The following is a 20102-nucleotide window of genomic DNA, read 5'->3' as shown; positions in this document are numbered from 1 at the left end:
ACTTGAGATGGCATGCGCTTGTATACACAGGGATACAACGGTGTGCGAGGAGACGACATGATCGATGGAAAGCTCTGGCGGGAGGCCTGCGCGGCGGACGAGCGCCTGGCTCTCGCCTCCGCCGCGGAGGTGTCCTTCACGGCCTGCGGGGTCGATTTCGTCTTCGGGGCGGGTTCCGGCGCACCGGCCTTCGAGCTGCGGGCACCCGAGGCCGCCTGGGGGAATTTCTTCCAGCGCGTCCCACCGCCCTGGTACCAGAGCTTCTTCGGCATGCTCATGCGCGTTCCCGGCACGGAGGTCCGCGGCGACGAGCTCGTCTTCGCCCAGCACGCGCACCTCGTACGCCGGGTGCTCGAGATCGGCCGGACGCTGGCGTCCGGCGAGCCGGAGCCGGCGGCCGGCCCGCTGCCGGAGGCGCACGCCACCACCGGCGGCTACACGACCGTACGGCTGGGCGGCGTGCCGCACCGGATCTTCTACGAGGAGTCGGGCACGGGTCCGGACGTGCTCTTGCTGCACACCGCCGGCGCCGACTCCCGCCAGTTCACGCACCTGATGAACGACGACCGGCTGCGCGCGAGCCGTCACATGGTCGCCTTCGACCTGCCGTGGCACGGCCGCTCGGCGCCGCCGCCCGGCGCGGCGCCGGGCTCGTACGCGCTCACCACGGACCGCTATGCCGAGACGGTCGTGGCGCTGGCGGACGCGCTGGGCCTGCACCGCCCGGTGGTGGTCGGCGCCTCGATGGCCGGAGAGATCTGCCTGGAGCTGGCGCTTCGTCACCCGGAGCGGTTCGGCGGGGTCGTCGCCTGCGAGGCCAGCGACAAGGTGACCGGCCGCCAGGTCTCCTGGGCCCGCGACCCGCGCGTCGACCAGACGCTGTTCGTACCGGAATGGGTCGACGGACTGATGGCTCCGCACAGCCCCGCCGAGTACCGCGCGGAGGTCTGGTGGGGCTACAGCCAGGGCGGACACGGCACGTTCTTCGGCGACATCCTCTTCTACAGTGGGGACTGGGACGCCACCGACCGCGTGGCCGGGATCGACACCGGCCGCTGCCCGGTCGTGATGCTGACCGGCGAGTACGACTACTCGTGCACGGCGGAGATGTCCCGTCGCACCGCGGAGAAGATCCCCGGTGCCACGTTCGCGGTGATGCCACGGCTCGGCCACTTCCCGCACGCCGAGAACCCTCCGCTGTTCGTCCCGTACCTGCTGGACGCCCTTTCCCTGATCGACGACCGCACGGAGCGACTCGTATGAACCAGTTGATGCTCATCGGCGGGCAACGGGTGCCCGCGTCGACCGGGCGGACCCTGCCCGCCACCGACCCGTTCCGGGGCACCGAGATCGCCCGCGTTCCCGACGCCTCACCGGCGGACGTCGCCGACGCGGTGGCCGCCGCGCGCGCGGCCTTCGACGGCGGATGGTCCACCACGCCGGGCGTGCGCCGCGCGGAGCTCCTGCACCGCCTGGCCGACCTGCTGGTCGAGCGCGCCGGCGAGTTCGCCCGGCTGGAGACCAGCGACAACGGCAAGCTGCTGCGCGAGACGAGCAACCAGGCGCGGTTCGCCGCCCGCAACTACCGGTTCTTCGCCGGCTACGCCGACAAGCTGTACGGCCGTACGATCCCGCTCGACTCGCCGGAGACGCTGGACTACACGACGGCCGAGCCGATCGGCGTCGCCGCGCTGATCACCGCGTGGAACTCCCCCATGCAGCTGCTGGCCAACAAGCTCGCCCCGGCGCTGGCGGCGGGCAACTGCGTGGTGATCAAGCCCTCCGAGCACGCGTCGCTGACCACCCTGGCGATGGCGGACCTGGTCGAGGAGGCCGGCTTCCCGCCGGGCGTGGTCAACATCGTCACGGGCGGCGCCGAGGCGGGACAGGCCCTGTCCGGACATCCCGGGCTCGACCGGATCAGCTTCACCGGCAGCGTGCCGACCGGGCAGGCGATCGCGACGGCGGCGGCGAAGAACCTCGTGCCGGTGACGCTGGAGCTCGGCGGGAAGTCGCCCAACATCGTCTTCGCCGACGCCGATCTCGACCGCGCCGTGATCGGGGCGGTGGCCGGGATCTTCGCCGCGGGCGGGCAGACCTGCATCGCGGGAAGCCGGCTGCTCGTGCAGGACTCCGTCTACGACAAGGTGGTCGCGGCGGTGGCCGAGCGGGCCCGCGCGATCCGCCTCGGCGACCCGATGCTCGAGCCCACCCAGCTCGGCCCGGTCGCCAACCGCCCGCAGTACGACCGGATCCGGCGGGCGATCACGGACGGCGCCGAGGGCGGCGCGGTGGCCCTGACCGGGCTGGAACCCCTGGCCGACCCGGAGCTGGGCGCCGGCCTGTTCGTACGGCCGACCGTGTTCGCCGAGGTGGACAACGCCTCGCCGCTGGCACGTGAAGAGATCTTCGGTCCCGTGCTGAGCGCGATCCGCTTCAGCGACGAGGAGGAGGCCGTCGCCATCGCCAACGACAGCGAGTTCGGCCTCGCCTCCGGTGTGTGGACCAACGACCTGACCCGCGCACACCGGGTCGCCAAACGGATCGTCGCGGGCACCGTCTGGGTCAACACCTACCGGTCCAGCGCCGCGCAGGCTCCGTTCGGCGGCACCAAGAAGTCCGGCTACGGCCGGGAACGCGGCGCCGAGGCGCTGAGCGAGTACCTGACCACCAAGAACGTGATGATCGACCTTTCCGGGACCAGCGGAGACCCCTTCTCCATTCGCACCTGAGGCACCACGCCGGAGACGACCATGACCGAAGCCGTCATCCCCACCGCGCCCCCACGCGAACGCATGTCCGCCGAGAGCAGGCGGAGCACCGTGGGCGCCTTCCTCGGCTACTTCGTCGACTTCTACGACATCTACCTGCCCACGATCGCGCTCGCGCCCGCACTGGCCTACTTCCAGCCCAAGGACCTCGGCACGGTCGCGAGCACGACGATCTACTACATCACCTTCGTCGTGACCCTGATCGGCCGGCCCGTCGGCGCGGCGATCTTCGGTCACCTGGCCGACTCGATCGGCCGGAAACGCACCACCGTCGTCGCCATCGGCGGCTTCGGCGTCGTGACGCTGCTGATCGGCCTCCTGCCCGGGTACGGGTCCTGGGGATGGTTCGCGATCGTCGCGCTGATCCTGCTGCGGTTCGTCGACGGGGTGTTCCTCGGCGGGGAGTACACCGCCGCGGTGCCCCTGGCGATGGAGCGCGCGCCCCAGACCCGCCGTGCCGAGGTGTCGGCGCGGATCATGCTGGGCTATCCGTTCGCGTTCATCGCGATCAGTGCGCTGACCACGCTCATGCTGTTCGTCGCGCCGACCGCGTCCGGGGCGTACCTGAGCTGGGGCTGGCGCGTGCCGTTCTTCGTCGGCGCGCTGCTGTCGGTGGCGGTGCTGCTGTACTTCCGCCAGGTGGAGGACGACGAGCCCGCCGCGTCCGGGTCGCAGGAGTCGCCGCTGCGCGCACTGCTGGCGAAAGGTCCGAACCGCCGCAGCCTCGGGCAGATCTTCCTGCTGATGACGGGCATGTGGCTGTCGCTGCAGACGGCGGTGTCGATGATGCCCGGCCTGCTGACGAAGGTGCTGAAGCTGCCGAGCACCGCGGTCACCGTCGGCACGATGACGATGTTCGCCGTCCTGGCGATCGTCTACCTCGGCATAGGCCGGCTCGCCGAGCGGATCGGGCGACGGGCGGTGCTGGTCCTGTTCGCCGCCCTCACCGCGACCGTGGTACCCGTCGTGTACTGGGTGATGATCGCGAACGCCGACCCGGACGGGGGAGCCGTCGGCACGCTCGTGCTCGCCGGAGTGGTCGTCGTCATCGCGAACGCACCGTGGTGCATCCTCAGCGCCTACCTGCCGGAGCGCTTCCCGCCCGAGGTCCGCGCGTCGGGCTTCGGCGTGGGCTACACCTTCGCCGTGCTGATCCCCTCCTGCTACAGCTTCTTCCTCCTCTGGCTGGACGCCCTGCTGCCCTACAAGTACACGCAGATCCCTCTCGTGGTGCTCGGCGGGCTGCTCGCGCTGGCCGGGGCGCTGATGGGGCCGGAGACCCGGCACGCCGACCTGACGAGAGGAACCCGATGACCATCTCGCTGTGCGGATTGGGGAACATGGGCGGCGCGATCGCCGGCCGCCTCGCCGCCCACGACACGGTGCTGGCCTACGACGTCGACGCCGAACGCGTCGCGCGGGCGGCCGGAACACCGAACGTGACGCCCGCCGATCTCGCCGGACTGGCCTCCTCGGACATCGTCGTACTGTCGTTGCCCACGCCGAAGATCTCTTTGGAGGTCATCGGCACGCTCGCCCCGGACATGCGCCCCGGCAGCGTGATCGTCGAGACGAGCACGGTCAACCCCGCCGACGTCCACGAGCAGGTGCGCCGGTGCGACGAGCACGGCGTCGGCCTGGTCGACGCCGCGATCCTGTCCGGCGTCGCCCAGATGGCGAACGGCAAGGCCACACTGCTGGTCGGCGGGCGCGAGCCGGAGGTGCGCAAGGCGGAGCCGGTGCTGCGGGCGATGTCGGAGCGGATCATGCGCTTCGGCGAGCCCGGCAGCGGCATGGCCGCCAAGGTGATCAACAACGCGGTGGCGCACGCGGTCATGGTCGTGCTGGTCGAGGCCGGAGCGCTGGCGTCGGCGACCGGCGTGTCCGGCACCGAACTGGTCGAGCTGCTCACCGGCCCGGACGCCGGGCTGACCCGGCCGCTGACCCACCGGTTCGCCGAGCGGATTCTGCGCGGGGACTACGAGGGCGGGATGCCCACCGAGGCCGCCCGCAAGGACTCCACCCTCGCGCTGGCGATGGCGCAGCAGACCGGCGTACCGCTGTTCGCCGTGCAGAGCGCGCACACGGTCTACGAACTCGGTGTGAGCCAGGGACTCGGACGGCTGGACTACGCCGCGATCGCGACGCTGTGGGAGCAGTGGACCGGCCGCCCGATGAACGAGACGACGCAGGAATCAGGGGAACAATCGTGAGTGACTTCGACGTGATCGTGGTGGGGGGCGGCAACGCCGGGTTCAGCGCGGCGCACGCGGCCTCCGAGCGGGGAGCGCGGGTCCTGCTGCTGGAGAAGGCACCGGCCGAGGAGGCCGGCGGGAACTCCTTCTACACGGCGGGAGCCTTCCGCGTCGCGTTCGACGACATCGCGGACCTGGCCGACCTGCTCGACCCGGCCACGACCGGCCGGATGGGCGAGACGGTCGTCCCGGCCTATCCCGCCAGCGCCTTCGAGCACGACATGGAGCGCGTCACCGACGGGCGCTGCGATCCCGTGCTGACCAAGCTGCTCGTGACCCGGTCCGCGGAGACCCTGCGCTGGCTGGCCGGCAAGGGGCTGCGGTGGCGCCTGATGTACGAACGGCAGTCCTATGTCTCGCACGGCAAGTGGGTCTTCTTCGGCGGCCTGTACATCGGCTCGGTCGACGGCGGGAAGGGCCTGATCGGCCAGCACACCGAGGCCGCCCGCAGAGAGGGTGTGCGGATCCGGTACGGCGCGCAGGTGGACCGGCTCGACCTGGGCGCCGAGCGCGGCGTGGCCTACCGCGACGCCGACGGCACGCGGCACACGGTGACCGCGAACGCGATCGTGCTGGCGGCCGGCGGGTTCGAGGCGGACCCGGACATGCGGGCGCGGCACATGGGCGAGGAGTGGCGGCACGCCTACGTCCGCGGCTGCCCGACCAACACCGGCGACCTCCTGCGGCTGGCGCTGGAGGCCGGCGCCGCGCCGTACGGCGACTGGACCTCCTGCCACAGCACCGCCTGGGACGCGGGCGCGGATCCGGCCGGCGGCGATCGGGTGCTGACCAACCAGCTGACGCGGCAGAGCTACCCGATCGGCATCGTCGTCAACCGGGACGGCCGGCGGTTCCTGGACGAGGGCGCCGACTACCGCAACTACACCTACGCCAAGTACGGCCGGGAGATCCTCAAGCAGCCGGGCGGGCGCGCGTTCCAGCTCTTCGACGCCAAGACCCGGCCGCTGCTGCGCACCGAGGAGTACGACTCGACCCCGATCACCGGGGCGGAGGCCGGCAGCCTGGACGAGCTGGCCGCCGAGCTCGGCATCGACCCGGCGGGCCTGGCGCGGACCGTCCGCGAGTTCAACGAGTCCATCGTCGACGTGCCGTTCGACCCGGCGGTGAAGGACGGCCGCGCCGCGCACGTCGAGCCGCCCAAGTCCAACTGGGCGCAGGCGCTCGACACTCCGCCGTACTACGGTTATTCGGTGGGCTGTGGCATCACCTTCACCTTCGGCGGGCTGCACATCGACGAGTCGGCGAACGTCCTCGACGGCGACGGACGCCCGATCGAGGGCCTGTACGCCGCGGGAGAGATGGTCGGCGGGCTGTTCTCCGGCAACTACCCCGGCGGCAGCGGGCTCACCTCGGGCGCGGTGTTCGGTCGGCTGGCCGGCCACCACGCGGCGGATGCCCGATGACCTGGCAGGTCTACGCCATCCGGTTCGCCCATCGCGACGCGTCGGTGCGCGGCGAGCACTTCTACGGGCACGACCCGTGCGCGCTGGACAGGTTCCCGATCTCGTACTACGTGTGGCTGGCGGTGTCCGGAGACCAGGCGGTGCTGTTCGACGCCGGGTTCACGCCGGACACCGCGGCCCGCCGGGGGAACCGCGAGTACCTGCGGTTCCCGATGGACACCGTCCGGGCGCTGGGCGTCGACCCGGACACGATCCCGCACGTCGTGCTCAGCCACCTGCACTACGACCACACCGGGCATCTCCGCGACTTCCCCGGGGCACGGATCGTGCTGCAGGAACGCGAGCTGGCGTTCTGGACGTCCCGGCACGCGTCCCGGGGTGAGCACGCTCACCTGGCCGAACCCGGGGACATCGCCTACCTCGTCGAGCAGAACCTCACCGGCCGGGTGCGGCTGGTCGACGGCGTGCACGAGGTGGCGCCGGGGGTGACCGCGCACCGCCTCGGCGGGCACACCCCCGGCCTGCAGGTCCTGCGCGTGGCCACCGAGGCGGGGCACGTCGTGCTGGCCGCCGACGGATCGCACTTCTACGAGAACATCGGGCGCGACCGGCCGTACGCCGTCGTCAACCACCTGCCGTCGATGTACGAGGCGTTCGACGCGATGAGGGCGCTGGCCGGCGCGGAGGAGCTCATCGTTCCGGGCCACGACCCGCGGGTGCTCGACCGGTTCCCGGCCGTATCGGGCCTCGACGGGATCGCCGCCCGGATAGCCTGACTGCATACGGGTGTATGCGAAAGGTGAGGGTCATTGCAGGCGGATGTCTACGAGCGGTTGCGGGCCGAGATCGTGGCCGGGGTGTTCGACGCGGGCGCCGCACTGCCCGAGGTCGCACTCGCCGATCGTTACGGCACCTCCCGTACTCCCGTGCGGGAGGCGCTGCGGCGTCTCGAACAGGACGGCCTGGTCGAACGCGGCGACCGCGGCATGCGCGTGCGCGGACGCAGCCCGGAGGAGATCCTGGAGATCTACGAGGCCCGGATCGCGCTGGAGGCCACGGCGGCCGGCGCCGCGGCCGAGCGCCGCACCGAGCTGGACCTGATCCGCATCCGCGCCGCCCAGGACGCCATGGCCGCGACGCCGACCGACGACCCGGTGGCGATGGCGCTGGCGAACCGCGCCGTCCACGAGGCCATCTGGGCGGCGGGACACAACGGCACCATCGTCGACCTGCTGACCCGGCTCAACAACCACCTCACACGCTACCCCGCCACGACCCTGGCCAGCGCCGGCCGGTGGGAGGAGGCGCTGCGGGAGCACGAGGAGATCATCGCGGCCGTCGGCGATGGCGACCGGGAGAAGGCCGCGGAGCTGGCCGGCCGGCACATGACCACGGCGCGCGACATCCGTCTGCGGATCTACCGCGAGGAGATCATCGGCTGAGGGTCCGCCGGCCGAGGGCGCCTGTTCTAGGTGAGCCTCCACAGGCGTGCCGTCCTGTCTTCACTGGCACTGGCCAGGGCCTTTCCGTCGGGGCTGAAGGCCACCGAGGTGACCGCACCGGTGTGGCCGGCGAGAGTGCGGAGGATCTCACCGGTGGTCAGGTCCCACAGCGCTATGACCTCACCGCCTCTGGCCTCATGACCCACGGTGTTGGCCAGGGTCCGGCCGTCGGGGCTGATGGCGATCGGACCGGTCGAGTCGCCCTGGCCCGTGAGGGTGCGGACCCTCCTGCCGGTGGCCACGTCCCACAGCAGCGTGGCGCTGGAGGCGCCGCCGGCGGCCAGCGTCCTGCCGTCGGGGCTGAGCGCGATCGACGTCGCCGCTCCGCGCAGGCCGCCGAAAGTGCGGACGCGTCCGCCGGTGGAGACGTCCCACAGCGCGATGTTCTCGCCGCCGCCGACGAGGGTGCCGCCGCGGGGACCGAATGCCACCGCGTTGGCCGCGGAGCCGCCGGGGAGCGTACGGGTGACCTTGCCGGTGGCCAGATCCCACAACAGGACGTGGCCCTCGGCGCCGTCGGTGGCCAGAGTGCGGCCGTCCGGGCTCACCGCCATCGAGCCGATCGGAGTGTCGAACCCGGTGCGGGTCTGCGTGGAGATCATCCGGGTCTGCCTGGCCGTGGCGACGTCCCACACGCGGACCACCTCGGCGCCACTGGTCATCGTCCTGCCGTCGCCGCTGAAGGCCATCGCGACCACCGGGTAGGTGTGACCGGTGAACGTGCGGATCTTCCTGCCGGTGGCCGTGTCCCACAGCAGGATGGTGCCGTCGGCTCCGCCGCTGGCCAGAGACCTGCCGTCCGGGGCGAACGCGACCGAGGAGACGACGGCGCCGTGGCCGGTGAGCGAGCCGGTGAAGGAGGGGGCGGCGCTCGCGGGCGCGGCGGCCGGGGGGTCGCGCCGCTCGTCCCGCTGCGAGGCGATGACCGCGGCCGGGACGCCCGTCGCCACCGCGGCCGCCACGGCGGCGAGGCCGCCGATGACGAACCGGCGGCGGACGGTGCCCGGCGCCTTGCCGCCGTCTTCCGTCGTGACCCGCGTCGTTCCCGGCCCCGGCCCCGGCTCGGTCACCGTGGTGGAGCTGGGGAACGGGCGGTCGGGGACCGAGCCGCCGAGCCAGGCCAGCAGTTCGGTGGCGGTCGGCCGAGCCTCGGGGTTCTTGGCCAGGCAGGCGGTGAGCAGGCCACGGAGTTCACCGCCGATGCCGTCGAGTTCGGGTTCGGCGGCGCCGATCCGGTAGACGATCGCCGCGAGAGTGTCGGCGGCGAAGGGGCTGTGCCCGGTGGCCGCGAAGACGAGCACCCCGCCCAGGGAGAACACGTCGCTGGCGGGCCCGACCTGCCGCGCGTGGACCTGCTCGGGCGACATGAACGCGTACGTGCCCACGACCGCCCCGTCCTCGGTGAGGACGCTGGCGTCGGCCGCTCTGGCGATGCCGAAGTCGATGATCCGGGGCCCGGATTCGGCCATCACCACGTTGCCGGGTTTGAGATCGCGGTGCACCAGCCCGCAGGCGTGGATCGCGGCCAGGCCCTCGCTCAGCTGGGCCGCCAGCGCGAGCACCGCGTCGACGGAAAGAGGGCCCTCGGCCCGGACCAGCTCCAGCAGCGACGGCCCCGGGATGTACTCGGTCACCATCCACGGCGGATCGGCCTCGGGATCGGCCTCCACGACCTGCGCGGTGTGGAACCCGCCGACCCGTTGCGCCGCGTTCACCTCACGAGCGAACCGCCGCCGGTACTTCGGCTCGCCGGCGTACTCGGACCGGATCAGCTTCACCACCACGTCCCGGCCCCCGGGCGAACGGCCGAGGTACACCTCGCCCATCCCGCCCGCCCCGAGCCGGCCCCGCAGCAGGTAGGAACCGATCTGACGCGGGTCCTCGGGCCGCAATGGCTTCACGAGCGCTCCCCCACCCCGAACAGAATCCAAGAATCGATCATCAGGCTAGTGCCGCCCGCCGCACGCGATCGCGAAACTCGTGGGCCGAGCGTCGTTCAGGGGCGGCGCTGGGTGTTCTCCAGGTAGCGCAGGACCGCGGTGACGCGCCGGTCGGCGCGGTCGGTCGGGGCCAGGTCGAGTTTGGCGAAGATGCTGCGGATGTGCTTGTGAACCGCGCCCTCGGTGACGAACAGGCGTTCGGCGATCGCCGTATTGCCCAAGCCCTCGGCCATCAGGGCGAGTACGTCGCGCTCGCGGGCGGTGAGGCGTTCGAGCGCGGTGTCCGGGCGGGTGCGGGTGAGGAGCTGGGCGACGACCTCCGGGTCGATGGCCGTGCCCCCGTCCGCCACCCGGTGCAGCGCGTCGAGGAACTGCTCCACCCGGCCCACCCGCTCCTTCAGCAGGTAGCCCAGGCGGACCGCGCCGCCTGCGAGCAGGTCGGTGGCGAACGCCTGCTCCACGTACGCCGACAGCACCAGGACGGCCAGGTCGGGCCGGCGGTGCCGGGCCTCGACGGCCGCCTTGATGCCCTCGTCGGTGTGGGTCGGTGGCATCCGCACGTCGACGATGGCGACGTCGGGCGCGTGGGCGTCGACGGCTTCGAGGAAGCTGTCCGGATTCTCCGTCGTCGCGACCACGTCGAGCGACTCGGCGCGCAGGAGCAGTGCCAGCCCCTCGCGAAGGAGGGGGTCGTCTTCGGCGATCACAATCCGCATGGCAGTTCCACCTGGAGGGTTGTCGGGCCGCCGGGAGGGCTGGTCAGGGCGAGGCGGCCGTCGTGGGCCTCGACCCGGCGGCGTATGCCGGTGATGCCGGAGCCCTCGTGTTCGTCCGCACCGCCGATGCCGTCGTCCTCGATCCGCAGGGACAGTTCCTGTCCCCGCCGGCGTACGGTCACGGTGGCGTGGTGGGCCCGGCTGTGCTTGGCGATGTTGGTCAGTGCCTCGGCGACCACGAAGTAGGTGGTCGCCTCGACGGAGGCGGCGCATCGGCCGGGCACGTCGACGTCGACCTCGCACTCGACGCCGGAGTCGGCCGCGAGCCCGGCCAGCGCGCCGGCGAGCCCGCGGTCGGCCAGGACGGGCGGCAGGATGCCGCGGACGACCGTGCGCAGTTCGGCGAGTGCCTGTTCGGCGGCCTGCTGCGCGCGTTCGAGCATCTCGTCCGCGCTCGAGGGGTCGCGGGCGAGGGCCCGGCGGCTCGCGCCGAGCAGCACGGTGACCGCGACGAGCCGGTTCTGCGTGCCGTCGTGCAGCGAGCGTTCGATCCGCCGCAGCTCCGTGGCGTGGGCGTCGAGCGCCGCCGCGCGGGTCGCCGACAGCTGCGCGACCCGCAGCGACAGGTCGACCTCTCCGGAGGGTGCCAGGAGCCGCCTCCCCGGCCACGCCTGCAGCCGGGCCAGCGCCGGCCCGAAGACCACGAACAGGACGGCCAGCACCACGCCGAAGACCGCGACCGCCGCCGCGGCGGAGTCGTCACGTACGGTCCAGAACACCAGGCTCGGAGCGGCGTTGTCGGTGGGCAGCAGCAACCGCCACCACAGCGGGAAGGTGATGTCCTGTACGGCGTCCAGCACGAGAGTCGCCCCGACGAGGCCGAGGAGTAGGCCCAGCGTGCCGTGGACGAAGAGCCAGCGCATCTCTCGCCCGCCGTCCGAATCCGCGAGGGTGGCGCGGATGTCGGCCGGTGGAGGCGTCGCCGGACCGATGATCTCGGGCCCCCACCGGGAGAGCCGGGCGCGCTCGCGTTCGGCGATGCCGCGCACCATACGCGGCGCACTGGGCGCCAGGAGCCGGCCCAGGCCGACGAGAGACCCCAGCGCCACGAAGGCCAGCCAGGCCAGGGCGGCGAACGCCAGGAGAGCGGTGCCAAGCCCCCCGACGAGGTGCTCCAGCGCGTCGAAGAGGGCACGGACGCGGACCCGGGGGTGCCACTGACCGCTCCGCCCTCCGGCGGCCGTTTCTGGCTGGTTCGCCGGCATCGGTGCCTCCTTCGGCGAGTGACTTTAGGGCACCGGGTCGATCTCTGTCAGATTCCCGGAAAAGGAGTACAGCAGGCTGTACCGGTACAGCCTCCTGTACCGGGCATCGGCCCGCTCGCTGGATCGTCCCGGCGGATCGCCGCTCCTAGCGTTGTGGCTCGCAGCAACTCTCGAAGGAAGACACAAGCGAGGAGCACACCGTGACCGATCCGTACCGCATCACCGAGGCACAGGAGGCGCCGCCCGGCTCCGCGAGTCACCGGAGCGGGATCGTACGGCCGGTGCTGTGGCTGCTGCTGGTGGTCAGCGCGGCCGGCAACATGGTGACCTCGACCGCGGGCGTCAACGTGTTCGTCGGCGTGGCGTTCGGGGTGGCCACGCTGGCCTGCGGCACCGCGCTGATCGTCCAGCACTACCGGCAGCGGCGCAAATGAGGACCGCGGCCGAGTACGGGCCCACCCCCACCGCGCGCCAGGCCCCCGCCGTGGCGCTGCGGAACGTCACCAAGGTGTACCCGGGCGGGGTGCGCGCCCTCGACGGCGTGTCCGTCACCGTGGAGCGCGGCGCGTTCGTCGCGATCATGGGCCCGTCCGGGTCGGGCAAGAGCACGCTGATGCACTGTGCCGCCGGCCTGGACACCCCGACGGGCGGGAGCGTCTGCATCGACGGCGTGGCCATCGACGGGCTGAACGAGACGCGGCGCACCGAGCTGCGCCGCGAGCGCGTCGGGTTCGTTTTCCAGTCCTACAACCTGGTCCCCTCGCTCAGCGTCGCGGACAACATCACGCTGCCGCTGCGGCTGGCGGGCCGGGCGCCCGACCACGACTGGGTGCGCCTGCTGGTCGAGCGGGTCGGGCTGAGCGGCCGGCTCGGCCACCGGCCGGCCGAGCTGTCCGGCGGGCAGCAGCAGCGCGCCGCGATCGCCCGCGCGCTGGTGACCCGGCCCGCGGTCGTGTTCGGCGACGAGCCGACCGGCGCGCTGGACCTGAAGACCGCGCGCGAGGTGCTCGGCCTGCTGCGGGACCTGGTGTCGGGCCTCGGCCAGACCGTCGTGATGGTGACCCACGACCCGGCCGCCGCGGCCCGCGCCGACCAGGTCCTCGTCATGGCGGACGGGCGCCTGCGCGAGACGCTGGACCGGCCCACCGCCACCGAGCTGGCGCACCGCATCACCACGCTGGAATCGGAGTAAGCGATGCTGCACCTGGCGTTGCGCATGGCCCGCCACCGGATCGCCGCGCTGCTGGCGGTCGCCTGCGCCGCTCTGGGCGGCGCCGCGTTCGTCACCGGCATCGGTGTGCTGGCCGAGTCGGGTTTCCGCTCGCACGCCCCGGTCGAACGGCTCACCCGCGCCGACGTCGTCGTGTCGGCCGCCCAGACGTACCACCCGAAGGGCGGCCTGGCCATCGGGCTGCCCGAGCGCGCCCGCGTGCCGCGTGAGCTGACCGCGCGGCTGGCGCGGCTGCCCGGCGTGACGGCGGCGGTCGGTGACGTGAGCTTCCCGGCCGCCGTCCTCGACCGGCATGGCGCGGTCCTGTCCACCGGGGACACCGGCGACCCGGCCGTCGCCGGGCACGGATGGTCCTCGACCGGGCTGCTGGACCACCCCCGGGTGTCCGGCGCGGCCCCGGCCGGTCCCGGCGACGTCGCCCTGGACACGCGTACCGCGGCCGCCGCGGGCGTGGCACCGGGCGGCCAGGTGACCGTGGTCGCGGCCGGCCGCCGCGCGACGTACCGGGTCTCGGCCGTGATCGGCGCCGCCGACGGCGGGGTCTTCTTCACCGACGCCACCGCGGCGAACCTGGGCGGGCGGGGCCGGGTCGACCTGGTCGCGCTGCGGACCGCCCCCGGCGCCCGCGACTCCGTCGCGGAGCGGGCCCGTGCCGTCGCGGGTCCGGCCGGGCTGGTCGTGTCCACCGGGGCGGCGCGGGGTGACGTCGAGTCCCCCGACGCGATGGCCGGGCGCAGCGTGCTGCCCCTGCTGGCCGGCTCGCTCGCCGGGGTGACGCTGCTCGTCGCCGGGTTCATCGTGGGCGGCTCGCTGGCCGTCTCGATCGGCGCCCAGCGTCGGGACCTCGCCCTGCTGCGCGCCGTCGGCGCGACTCCCAAGCAGGTCCGCCGTCTCGCCGCCGCGCAGGCCGTCGCCGTCGCGGCCGCCGCCCTGGTGCCCGGCATTCCCCTCGGGTACCTGCTGGCCGACCGGCTCGGACGGCTGCTGGTCTTCGCCGGCATGCTCCCCTCCTCGCTGCCGCTGACCTACAGCCCTCTCCCCGCGATCGCCGCCGCCCTCCTGCTGCTCCTCGTCGTACGGGTCTCGGCCTGGTGCGCGGCGCTGCGCACCTCACGGATGGCGGCCACCGAGGCGGTCGCCGAGTCCCGCAGCGAACCCCGTACTCCCTCCACGCGGCGCGCCTTCGCCGGGTTCCTGCTGATGGGCGGCGCCGCCGTCCTGTCGGTCGCTCCCCTGCTGACGCGGACGCAGGAGGGCGCCGCCGTGACCGCCCTCGCCGGCATCCTCGCCACGATCGGCCTCGGACTCGCCGGCCCCGTGGTGGTCGGCCGGATCAGCGGGGCCCTCGCGCGGAGGCTGCCCGCCCGGGCGTCCGCGCCGACCTGGCTGGCCGTGGCGAACAGCCGGGGGTACACCCTGCGCGTCGCGGGCGCCGTCACCACGCTCGCCATGGCGGTGGTGTTCACGCTGACCTACGCCCTGACCCAGACGACGCTGCTCAAGGCGACGTCCGACGACGTCGAGTCCGCCACCAGGGCCCAGTACACGATGACCGCGCCCGGGCTGGGCGGCCTGCCCGACGACCTGGCCGCCGCCGTGCGGGCCACGCCCGGCGTACGGGCCACCGCCCCGGTCACCACGACCACCGTCATCTGGACCTACACGATGTTCGGCGACGACGAGGCCGACTCCCACTCCGCGCCGATCCTGACCCCGGCCGCGTCCTCGGTCCTCGACCTCGGCGTACGGTCCGGCGACCTGGCGGACCTCACCGGCGCGACGGTCGCCGTGGACGCCGACGCCGCCAGGCTGCGGAAGGTGTCGGTGGGCGGCACGGTGAGCCTGGTCCTCGGGGACGGCGCCCCGGTCGAGGCCCGCGTCGTGGCGATCTACTCGCGCGGCCTCGGGTTCGGCCCCGTGGCGATCTCGCGTGACCTCGCCGCCGGGCACACCACCACGGGACTCGACCAGAGCCTGCTGATCCGTACCGACGGCTCGGACGCGGCCGGGCGCGGCCTGGCCGCCCTCGCCTCCTCGCGTCCGGGGCTGGCGCTCGGCCGGGCCCACGGCGCGCCGGACGGCGCGTACGGGGTGCCGCCGGAGCTGTGGATCAACATCGCGATCCTCGCGGTGCTGCTCGGCTACCTCCTCCTCGGCATCGCCAACAAGCTCGTCGCGAGCACCGTCCAGCGGCGCCACGAGATCGCCGCGCTCCAGCTGATCGGCGCGACGCCCGGGCAGATCCGCTCGATGATGCGCCGGGAGGCGGCGCTGATCTGTGTCGTCGCCCTCGGTACCGGCCTGCTGCTGTCCGTCGTACCGCTCGCGCTCCTGGCCGCCGGCTTCCTGCACCGCCCGTGGCCGGCCGGGCCGCTGTGGCTGTTCCCCGCCATCGCGGCCGTCGTGGCCGGGATCGCCTTCCTCACCATGGAGGTGCCCACCCGCCGCGCCCTGCGCATCCCGCCGGCCGAGGCGCTCACCCGCGCCTGAGGATTAGGACGCCTGCTCGGAGGCAGAAAGGGGCGAGGGCCGGAAACGGGTGTTCCGTCCCCGTACGGGATGTTCGCGGAACGGGAGGAACAGATGCTGATCATCACGCACGGCGGTGCCGGGCGCTTCGACTCCGGCACGCTGGAGCGTGTGCGCGAGCGTCTGCGTGCCGGAGGCGAGGAGCCCGTCACCCTCTGCGAGTGCGCCTCGGCCGACGAGCTCGAACGGGCGCTCGACCGGCAGGAGACCGGCGACGAGACCGTCGTCGCGGCCGGCGGCGACGGGTCGATCCACCGGCTCGTCGCCACGCTGTACGCACGGGGCGAACTGGACCGGCGGACGGTGGGCCTGCTTCCGCTCGGCACCGGCAACGACCTCGCCCGCAACCTCCGCATCCCCCTGGACCCGGACGAGGCGGCGCGCGTGATCCGCGAGGGCCGCACCCGCGATCTCGACCTCCTCGCCGACGACGATGGCGGCGTGGTGCTCAACGCCGTCCACGTCGGCGTGGGCGCCGTCGCGGCGACGTTCGCCGCGCGGTTCAAGCCCTGGCTCAAGTCCGCGGCGTTCCCCGTGGGCGCCGTCCTGGCGGGAACGCGCTCCACGGGCTGGCGGCTCACGGTCGAGGCCGACGGCGAGGTCGTCGCCGAGGACAAGCTGCTCATGGTGGGGCTGAGCAACGCACCGGGCATCGCCGGCGGCAGCGCGCTGCTCGCCCCGGACGCCTCCCCCGGTGACGGCCGGGTCGAACTGGTGGTGTCGGCCGCCACCGGCCCGCTGGCCCGGATCCGGTACGCCCTGGGCCTGCGCAGCGGCGCGCACAAGCATCACGACGACGTCATGTACACGGCGGCGACGAACGCTACCGTCAGCGGCGAGGAGTTCCTCGTCAACAGCGACGGCGAGGTGTCCGGGCCGTACACGCGGCGCACCTGGCGCGTCGTCCCGAAGGCGTGGCGGATCATCGCCCCGCCGGACGGCGACTGACGGGCCGGACCGATCTCGTGGAGCGGCCCATCGGCCCCCGTCCATGGGCGGTCTTCGCGGGCCTCAGGTGGATCCGCCGGCGCGCGGGGTCGGCCCCTTGCCGCCGAGCAGATCCAGTTCGATCATCTCCGCCGCCGCGACGAGCTTCATGGCGGCGGCCGTCTCGGGAGTGCCCTTGATCGCCTCGAGCACGGCGTCCAGCGCGTCCTTGTCGCGCCACAGCTCGGTCACCCAGATGGTGTCGGGCGCATCCGCCTGGCGGTTGACCAGGTACAGCTCACAACCGGGCCGATCTTCCAGACCGGCGGCCGCCGCCAGGAGCAGCTCCGCGAGCTCCGCCCCGCGGCCGTCCTGGGCGACCAGCTTTCCATAGCGTGCGATCCGGTTCATGACCGGCAAAGTTACCGGGATCCCGTCCCTCGCCGCGATCCGGCGACGGGGTCGGTGTCCCATCGCGTTCGGGGCCGGTGCCGCCTGGGTGGTCCGGGGGATCGGCGAAATATTCGGGCGATTCCGCTTTCGCGCGGTTCGCCTCAGTAGGGCGTGAGGCCGGAATGGCGCGGGAAGTGGCGCATCGGGCGTGAAGCGAGCCTAGATCTTCCTCAAAACCCGTTCACAACCCGGGCGAAGGCCGGATCCGCGGGTAATCAGCGAAACGCGTGGCGATGCCGGTAGCAAGGCACTGGCCTGCACCTACTAACACCTAAGGGGAGATATGGGGCTCAAGACAATGGTCCTGGCCGGCACCACGCTGGCGACCATGACAATCGGATTCGCCGCGCCCGCCTTCGCCGCGGCCGTTCCGCTCGCGCAGTCCGGCCGGGCGATCGCGTCCGTGCAGATGACGGGCGACGGGGACAGTTCCGACGACGGCGTCTCCGGCCTCAGCGGGAGTTCTCCCGTCTGTTCCGCCCTGGGGGCCGAGACCATCCCGACCGGAGACGTCGTGTCCCGGTGCCTGGTCGGCACGAAGGTCTTGTAACCGTCCATCGGTGACGGTTCGCCGTGGCTCCGGGGCGGCCTTCCGAGCACGGCACGGATCGCGGCGCGGGCCGCCTCCTCGACGGGGCGGCCCGCACACGCTCGCACCGGCCGCTCGGCGCGGGGCCACCGTCACCCATCTCCGCCGGCGGCCCTCAGAGTCCGGCCTGGTCCGCGCCGCCCACCGTCGCCTCCGGCACGCCCGGAGGGCGGACCGGGCAGTCCGGCATCGCCTCCAGCAGCTCGATGAGCCGCCGTGCGCTGCGCGGGGCGTAGTCGCGGTAGGCGTTCTTCATGATCACGTGAGTGCTCGACGTCTCCCGGGCGAGGTCGCGGATGCGCGGCGCCCACTCCTCCAGCTCCCGGCCGGAGTACAGGTATCCGTAGCGCTCGTACCGGTCATCTCCGGGCCACCGGCCGCGGCCGTGGAACCGGACCTCCGCCAGGCCGGCGGTGGCGGCCGCCACGGGCGGGACGGACCAGGGACGCCCCTGGGGCATGTCGACGCACACGTACGCGATGGCGTGCGAGCGGAGGAACCCGAGTGTCTCCTCCCGATTCTCCTCACTCATCCAGGTGTGGTTGCGGAACTCCACCGCGATCGGCAGCGGCTCGCAACGCCGCGCGCACTCCACGACGTGGTCCTTGTTGCGCCGGCCGATCGGGAACCAGCGCGGGAAGGAGAACAGCGCCGCCCCGAATTTTCCCGCCTCGCGGAGCGGCGTCAGCGCGGTCACGAAGCGCCGCCAGACCTGCTCGACGACCTCGGGGCCGATGTCGCGCAGGTAGAGGTTGCCGTCCTTGGGCGGCAGCGCCGCGCGCAGGTCCTTGGGGAACATCGCCGCGCGGGTGGGGTGGCAGGTGAGCAGCGAGAACGCCTTGACGTCGAACATGAAGCCGTCCGGCGTCCGCCGCGCCCACAGCCGCGTGGTGCGTTCGCCCGGCAGCGCGTAGTAGGTCGAGTCGACCTCCACGACCGGAAACCGGCTCGCGTAGTAGCGCAGGCGCTCGGCCGGCGTACGGGCCCCGGGCGGATACCACCCCGACGTCAGCAGTGTCTCGTCGGTCCATGACGCCGTGCCGACCAGCACGTCACCCACGGTCCCCACGATAGGCGGACCACCGGCTCAGGCCCGGCGCCGGGCGCGGTCATCGCGTTCCCTTCGCGTCCCCGGCCAAGGCGGCCGACCGGCCACGGCGGGGCCGATTCATCCGTGAAAAGTGGCAGATCGCACCTTTGATCACGATTAGGACACTCCGGCGGGGGAACTCGAACCTTCCCGAAGGAGGGACACGGATGGACGGAACACCGGTACCGGCCGGGGGCGGGAGTGAGGTCCTGCCGGAAGGCGTACTCCCGCTGGCACCCGGGGATCCGGACGCGGTCGGAGGGCACACGCTGGTCGGGCGGCTGGGCGCCGGTGGCATGGGCGTGGTGTACCTCGGCCGCGACGCGAACGGCGGCCTGGCGGCGGTCAAGGTCGCGCACACGGGGAGAGTCGGCGAGCAGGAGGCGCGCACCCGGTTCCGGGAGGAGGTGGCGTCCCTGATCCGGGTGCCCTCCCACTGCACGGCCCGCCCGCTGGCGGACGGCACCGAGCAGACCCCGCCCTACATCGTCACCGAGTACATCGAGGGCCCCTCGCTGAAGGAGATCGTCGAACGGGACGGCGCGCTGCCGCCGGAACGGCTGCGCGCGCTCGCCACGGGTGTCCTGCGCGCCCTGGCCGCGATCCACCGGGCGGGCCTGGTCCACCGCGATCTGAAGCCGGCGAACGTCCTGATGGCGCGGACCGGCCCCCGCGTCATCGACTTCGGCATCGCGCAGAGCGTCTCCGCCGCCGGCGGGCCCACCGAGACCGGCAAGGTCGTCGGGAGCGTCGGCTGGATCGCGCCCGAGCGCCTCTCCCGCCGGCCGGCCTCGCCCGCCTCCGACGTCTTCTGCTGGGGATGTCTCATCGCCTACGCGGGCACCGCGCGGAACCCCTTCGGCGAGGGCGACGCCGTGGAGATGGCCGGCCGCGCCCTCTTCGAGCAGCCCGATCTGGGCGACCTCGACCCGTCCGTACGGTCACTGGTGACCGCCGCGCTCGCCAAGGAGCCCGACGACCGGCCCACCGCCGGGCAACTGCTCGCCCGGCTGGATGCGGCCGACCCTCTCGCGACCGACGACCTGGCCGACGACACCGCGACGAACCTGACGCCGATCACCGGCACCCGCCGGAGGCCGCGGATGCTGGTTGCGGTCTGTGCGGCGTCGGTGGCCGCCGTCACCGCCGGCGCCTGGATCCTGCCGGGCGCGGTGCAGCCGGGGACGCCGGCCGGTGGCGGCGCCCCCGTACGGCAGGCGCACCGCACGCCGACCGCGGCGGACGTCGCGGCGATCTCTCGCGAGCCCGTCGGGCAGCGCGCCACCCGCACCGTCGGCCGACCGGAGGACACCGCCCCCACCGCGAAGGCCGCCGGCGCCCACAAACCGGCGTCGCACGGCAAGGGCGGGCAGAAGAAGCCCAAGACGGTTCCCAAGAAGCCGTGACCGC

General features: G+C 73.0%; 18 protein-coding genes. 13 read left to right on the top strand and 5 right to left on the bottom strand.

Annotated elements, in window-relative coordinates:
• Window positions 1-57: 57 nt before the first annotated feature.
• The 7 genes from OG417_RS26035 to OG417_RS26005 are packed head-to-tail and all read left to right on the top strand — an operon-like array spanning window position 58 to window position 7892.
• Window positions 58-1263: an alpha/beta fold hydrolase gene (locus tag OG417_RS26035; protein WP_329261307.1), complete on the top strand. Its 1206-nt coding sequence runs from the start codon at window positions 58-60 to the stop codon at window positions 1261-1263.
• A complete protein-coding gene (locus OG417_RS26030) occupies window positions 1260-2732 on the top strand; it encodes an aldehyde dehydrogenase (RefSeq protein WP_329261304.1) in 1473 nt (490 codons plus the stop codon). The genes OG417_RS26035 and OG417_RS26030 overlap by 4 nt, the downstream gene beginning before the upstream one ends.
• A 21-nt stretch (window positions 2733-2753) precedes the next feature.
• Window positions 2754-4085, top strand: a complete 1332-nt coding sequence (locus tag OG417_RS26025; RefSeq protein ID WP_329261301.1) for an MFS transporter — start codon at window positions 2754-2756, stop codon at window positions 4083-4085.
• Window positions 4082-4984, top strand: coding sequence for an NAD(P)-dependent oxidoreductase (locus tag OG417_RS26020; protein ID WP_329261296.1), 903 nt, complete (start codon window positions 4082-4084; stop codon window positions 4982-4984). The genes OG417_RS26025 and OG417_RS26020 overlap by 4 nt, the downstream gene beginning before the upstream one ends.
• On the top strand, window positions 4981-6450 hold the full coding sequence (tcuA, locus tag OG417_RS26015) for an FAD-dependent tricarballylate dehydrogenase TcuA (protein WP_329261293.1): 1470 nt from the start codon (window positions 4981-4983) through the stop codon (window positions 6448-6450). Before OG417_RS26020 ends, tcuA begins: the two co-directional genes overlap by 4 nt.
• Window positions 6447-7226, top strand: coding sequence for an N-acyl homoserine lactonase family protein (locus OG417_RS26010; RefSeq protein ID WP_329261290.1), 780 nt, complete (start codon window positions 6447-6449; stop codon window positions 7224-7226). The genes tcuA and OG417_RS26010 overlap by 4 nt, the downstream gene beginning before the upstream one ends.
• Before the next feature lie 33 nt (window positions 7227-7259).
• The gene (locus OG417_RS26005) at window positions 7260-7892 is read left to right on the top strand and encodes a GntR family transcriptional regulator (protein ID WP_329261287.1); all 633 of its coding nucleotides are present in this window, start codon (window positions 7260-7262) and stop codon (window positions 7890-7892) included.
• A gap of 26 nt (window positions 7893-7918) precedes the next feature.
• Here the strand turns inward: OG417_RS26005 and OG417_RS26000 are convergent, their stop codons facing one another.
• The 3 genes from OG417_RS26000 to OG417_RS25990 all read right to left on the bottom strand — a co-directional run bounded on the left by OG417_RS26000 (window position 7919) and on the right by OG417_RS25990 (window position 11873).
• Entirely contained in the window at window positions 7919-9853 is a 1935-nt protein-coding gene (locus tag OG417_RS26000; RefSeq protein WP_329261284.1) for a WD40 repeat domain-containing serine/threonine protein kinase, read from the bottom strand.
• A gap of 95 nt (window positions 9854-9948) precedes the next feature.
• Window positions 9949-10608: a response regulator transcription factor gene (locus OG417_RS25995; RefSeq protein WP_329261281.1), complete on the bottom strand. Its 660-nt coding sequence runs from the start codon at window positions 10606-10608 to the stop codon at window positions 9949-9951.
• The gene (locus OG417_RS25990) at window positions 10596-11873 is read right to left on the bottom strand and encodes a sensor histidine kinase (protein ID WP_329261278.1); all 1278 of its coding nucleotides are present in this window, start codon (window positions 11871-11873) and stop codon (window positions 10596-10598) included. Before OG417_RS25990 ends, OG417_RS25995 begins: the two co-directional genes overlap by 13 nt.
• Window positions 11874-12073: 200 nt before the next feature.
• Between OG417_RS25990 and OG417_RS25985 the strand changes: the two genes are divergently transcribed.
• The 4 genes from OG417_RS25985 to OG417_RS25970 all read left to right on the top strand — a co-directional run bounded on the left by OG417_RS25985 (window position 12074) and on the right by OG417_RS25970 (window position 16581).
• Window positions 12074-12307 (top strand): hypothetical protein, encoded by a 234-nt coding sequence (locus OG417_RS25985; protein WP_329261275.1) that lies wholly within the window; start codon window positions 12074-12076, stop codon window positions 12305-12307.
• The gene (locus OG417_RS25980) at window positions 12304-13065 is read left to right on the top strand and encodes an ABC transporter ATP-binding protein (RefSeq protein WP_329261272.1); all 762 of its coding nucleotides are present in this window, start codon (window positions 12304-12306) and stop codon (window positions 13063-13065) included. Before OG417_RS25985 ends, OG417_RS25980 begins: the two co-directional genes overlap by 4 nt.
• A gap of 3 nt (window positions 13066-13068) precedes the next feature.
• Window positions 13069-15594, top strand: a complete 2526-nt coding sequence (locus OG417_RS25975; protein ID WP_329261269.1) for an FtsX-like permease family protein — start codon at window positions 13069-13071, stop codon at window positions 15592-15594.
• 93 nt (window positions 15595-15687) lie between these two features.
• Complete coding sequence (locus OG417_RS25970) at window positions 15688-16581, top strand: diacylglycerol/lipid kinase family protein (RefSeq protein ID WP_329261266.1); 894 nt, start codon at window positions 15688-15690, stop codon at window positions 16579-16581.
• Window positions 16582-16644: 63 nt separating this feature from the next.
• Here OG417_RS25970 and OG417_RS25965 read toward each other — a convergent pair whose 3' ends face one another.
• Window positions 16645-16971 carry a putative quinol monooxygenase gene (locus tag OG417_RS25965; RefSeq protein ID WP_329261264.1) on the bottom strand — a complete coding sequence of 109 codons (327 nt, stop codon included), beginning with the start codon at window positions 16969-16971 and terminating at the stop codon, window positions 16645-16647.
• A 325-nt stretch (window positions 16972-17296) separates the two neighbouring features.
• On the opposite strand from OG417_RS25965, the gene OG417_RS25960 reads away from it, so the two are divergent.
• Window positions 17297-17563, top strand: a complete 267-nt coding sequence (locus tag OG417_RS25960; RefSeq protein ID WP_329261262.1) for a hypothetical protein — start codon at window positions 17297-17299, stop codon at window positions 17561-17563.
• 154 nt (window positions 17564-17717) lie between these two features.
• Here OG417_RS25960 and OG417_RS25955 read toward each other — a convergent pair whose 3' ends face one another.
• Window positions 17718-18662 (bottom strand): DUF72 domain-containing protein, encoded by a 945-nt coding sequence (locus tag OG417_RS25955; protein WP_329261260.1) that lies wholly within the window; start codon window positions 18660-18662, stop codon window positions 17718-17720.
• A 197-nt stretch (window positions 18663-18859) separates the two neighbouring features.
• Here OG417_RS25955 and OG417_RS25950 point away from each other — a divergent pair, with 197 nt between their 5' ends.
• Window positions 18860-20098: a serine/threonine-protein kinase gene (locus tag OG417_RS25950; protein ID WP_329261258.1), complete on the top strand. Its 1239-nt coding sequence runs from the start codon at window positions 18860-18862 to the stop codon at window positions 20096-20098.
• The last annotated feature ends 4 nt before the right edge of the window (window positions 20099-20102 follow it).

The sequence above is a fragment of the Actinoallomurus sp. NBC_01490 genome, assembly GCF_036227085.1.
Classification (GTDB): Bacteria; Actinomycetota; Actinomycetes; order Streptosporangiales; family Streptosporangiaceae; genus Actinoallomurus; species Actinoallomurus oryzae.
This window is presented reverse-complemented; position numbering and strand designations above follow the sequence as displayed.

What these genes read in the sequence shown, in the direction of transcription:
- OG417_RS26035 (WP_329261307.1), top strand. Translation starts at nt 58, where the DNA reads ATGATCGATGGAAAGCTCTGGCGGGAGGCCTGCGCGGCGGACGAGCGC.
- OG417_RS26030 (WP_329261304.1), top strand. Translation starts at nt 1,260, where the DNA reads ATGAACCAGTTGATGCTCATCGGCGGGCAACGGGTGCCCGCGTCGACC.
- OG417_RS26025 (WP_329261301.1), top strand. Translation starts at nt 2,754, where the DNA reads ATGACCGAAGCCGTCATCCCCACCGCGCCCCCACGCGAACGCATGTCC.
- OG417_RS26020 (WP_329261296.1), top strand. Translation starts at nt 4,082, where the DNA reads ATGACCATCTCGCTGTGCGGATTGGGGAACATGGGCGGCGCGATCGCC.
- OG417_RS26010 (WP_329261290.1), top strand. Translation starts at nt 6,447, where the DNA reads ATGACCTGGCAGGTCTACGCCATCCGGTTCGCCCATCGCGACGCGTCG.
- OG417_RS25995 (WP_329261281.1), bottom strand. Translation starts at nt 10,608, where the DNA reads ATGCGGATTGTGATCGCCGAAGACGACCCCCTCCTTCGCGAGGGGCTG.
- OG417_RS25990 (WP_329261278.1), bottom strand. Translation starts at nt 11,873, where the DNA reads ATGCCGGCGAACCAGCCAGAAACGGCCGCCGGAGGGCGGAGCGGTCAG.
- OG417_RS25980 (WP_329261272.1), top strand. Translation starts at nt 12,304, where the DNA reads ATGAGGACCGCGGCCGAGTACGGGCCCACCCCCACCGCGCGCCAGGCC.
- OG417_RS25975 (WP_329261269.1), top strand. Translation starts at nt 13,069, where the DNA reads ATGCTGCACCTGGCGTTGCGCATGGCCCGCCACCGGATCGCCGCGCTG.
- OG417_RS25970 (WP_329261266.1), top strand. Translation starts at nt 15,688, where the DNA reads ATGCTGATCATCACGCACGGCGGTGCCGGGCGCTTCGACTCCGGCACG.
- OG417_RS25965 (WP_329261264.1), bottom strand. Translation starts at nt 16,971, where the DNA reads ATGAACCGGATCGCACGCTATGGAAAGCTGGTCGCCCAGGACGGCCGC.
- OG417_RS25960 (WP_329261262.1), top strand. Translation starts at nt 17,297, where the DNA reads ATGGGGCTCAAGACAATGGTCCTGGCCGGCACCACGCTGGCGACCATG.
- OG417_RS25950 (WP_329261258.1), top strand. Translation starts at nt 18,860, where the DNA reads ATGGACGGAACACCGGTACCGGCCGGGGGCGGGAGTGAGGTCCTGCCG.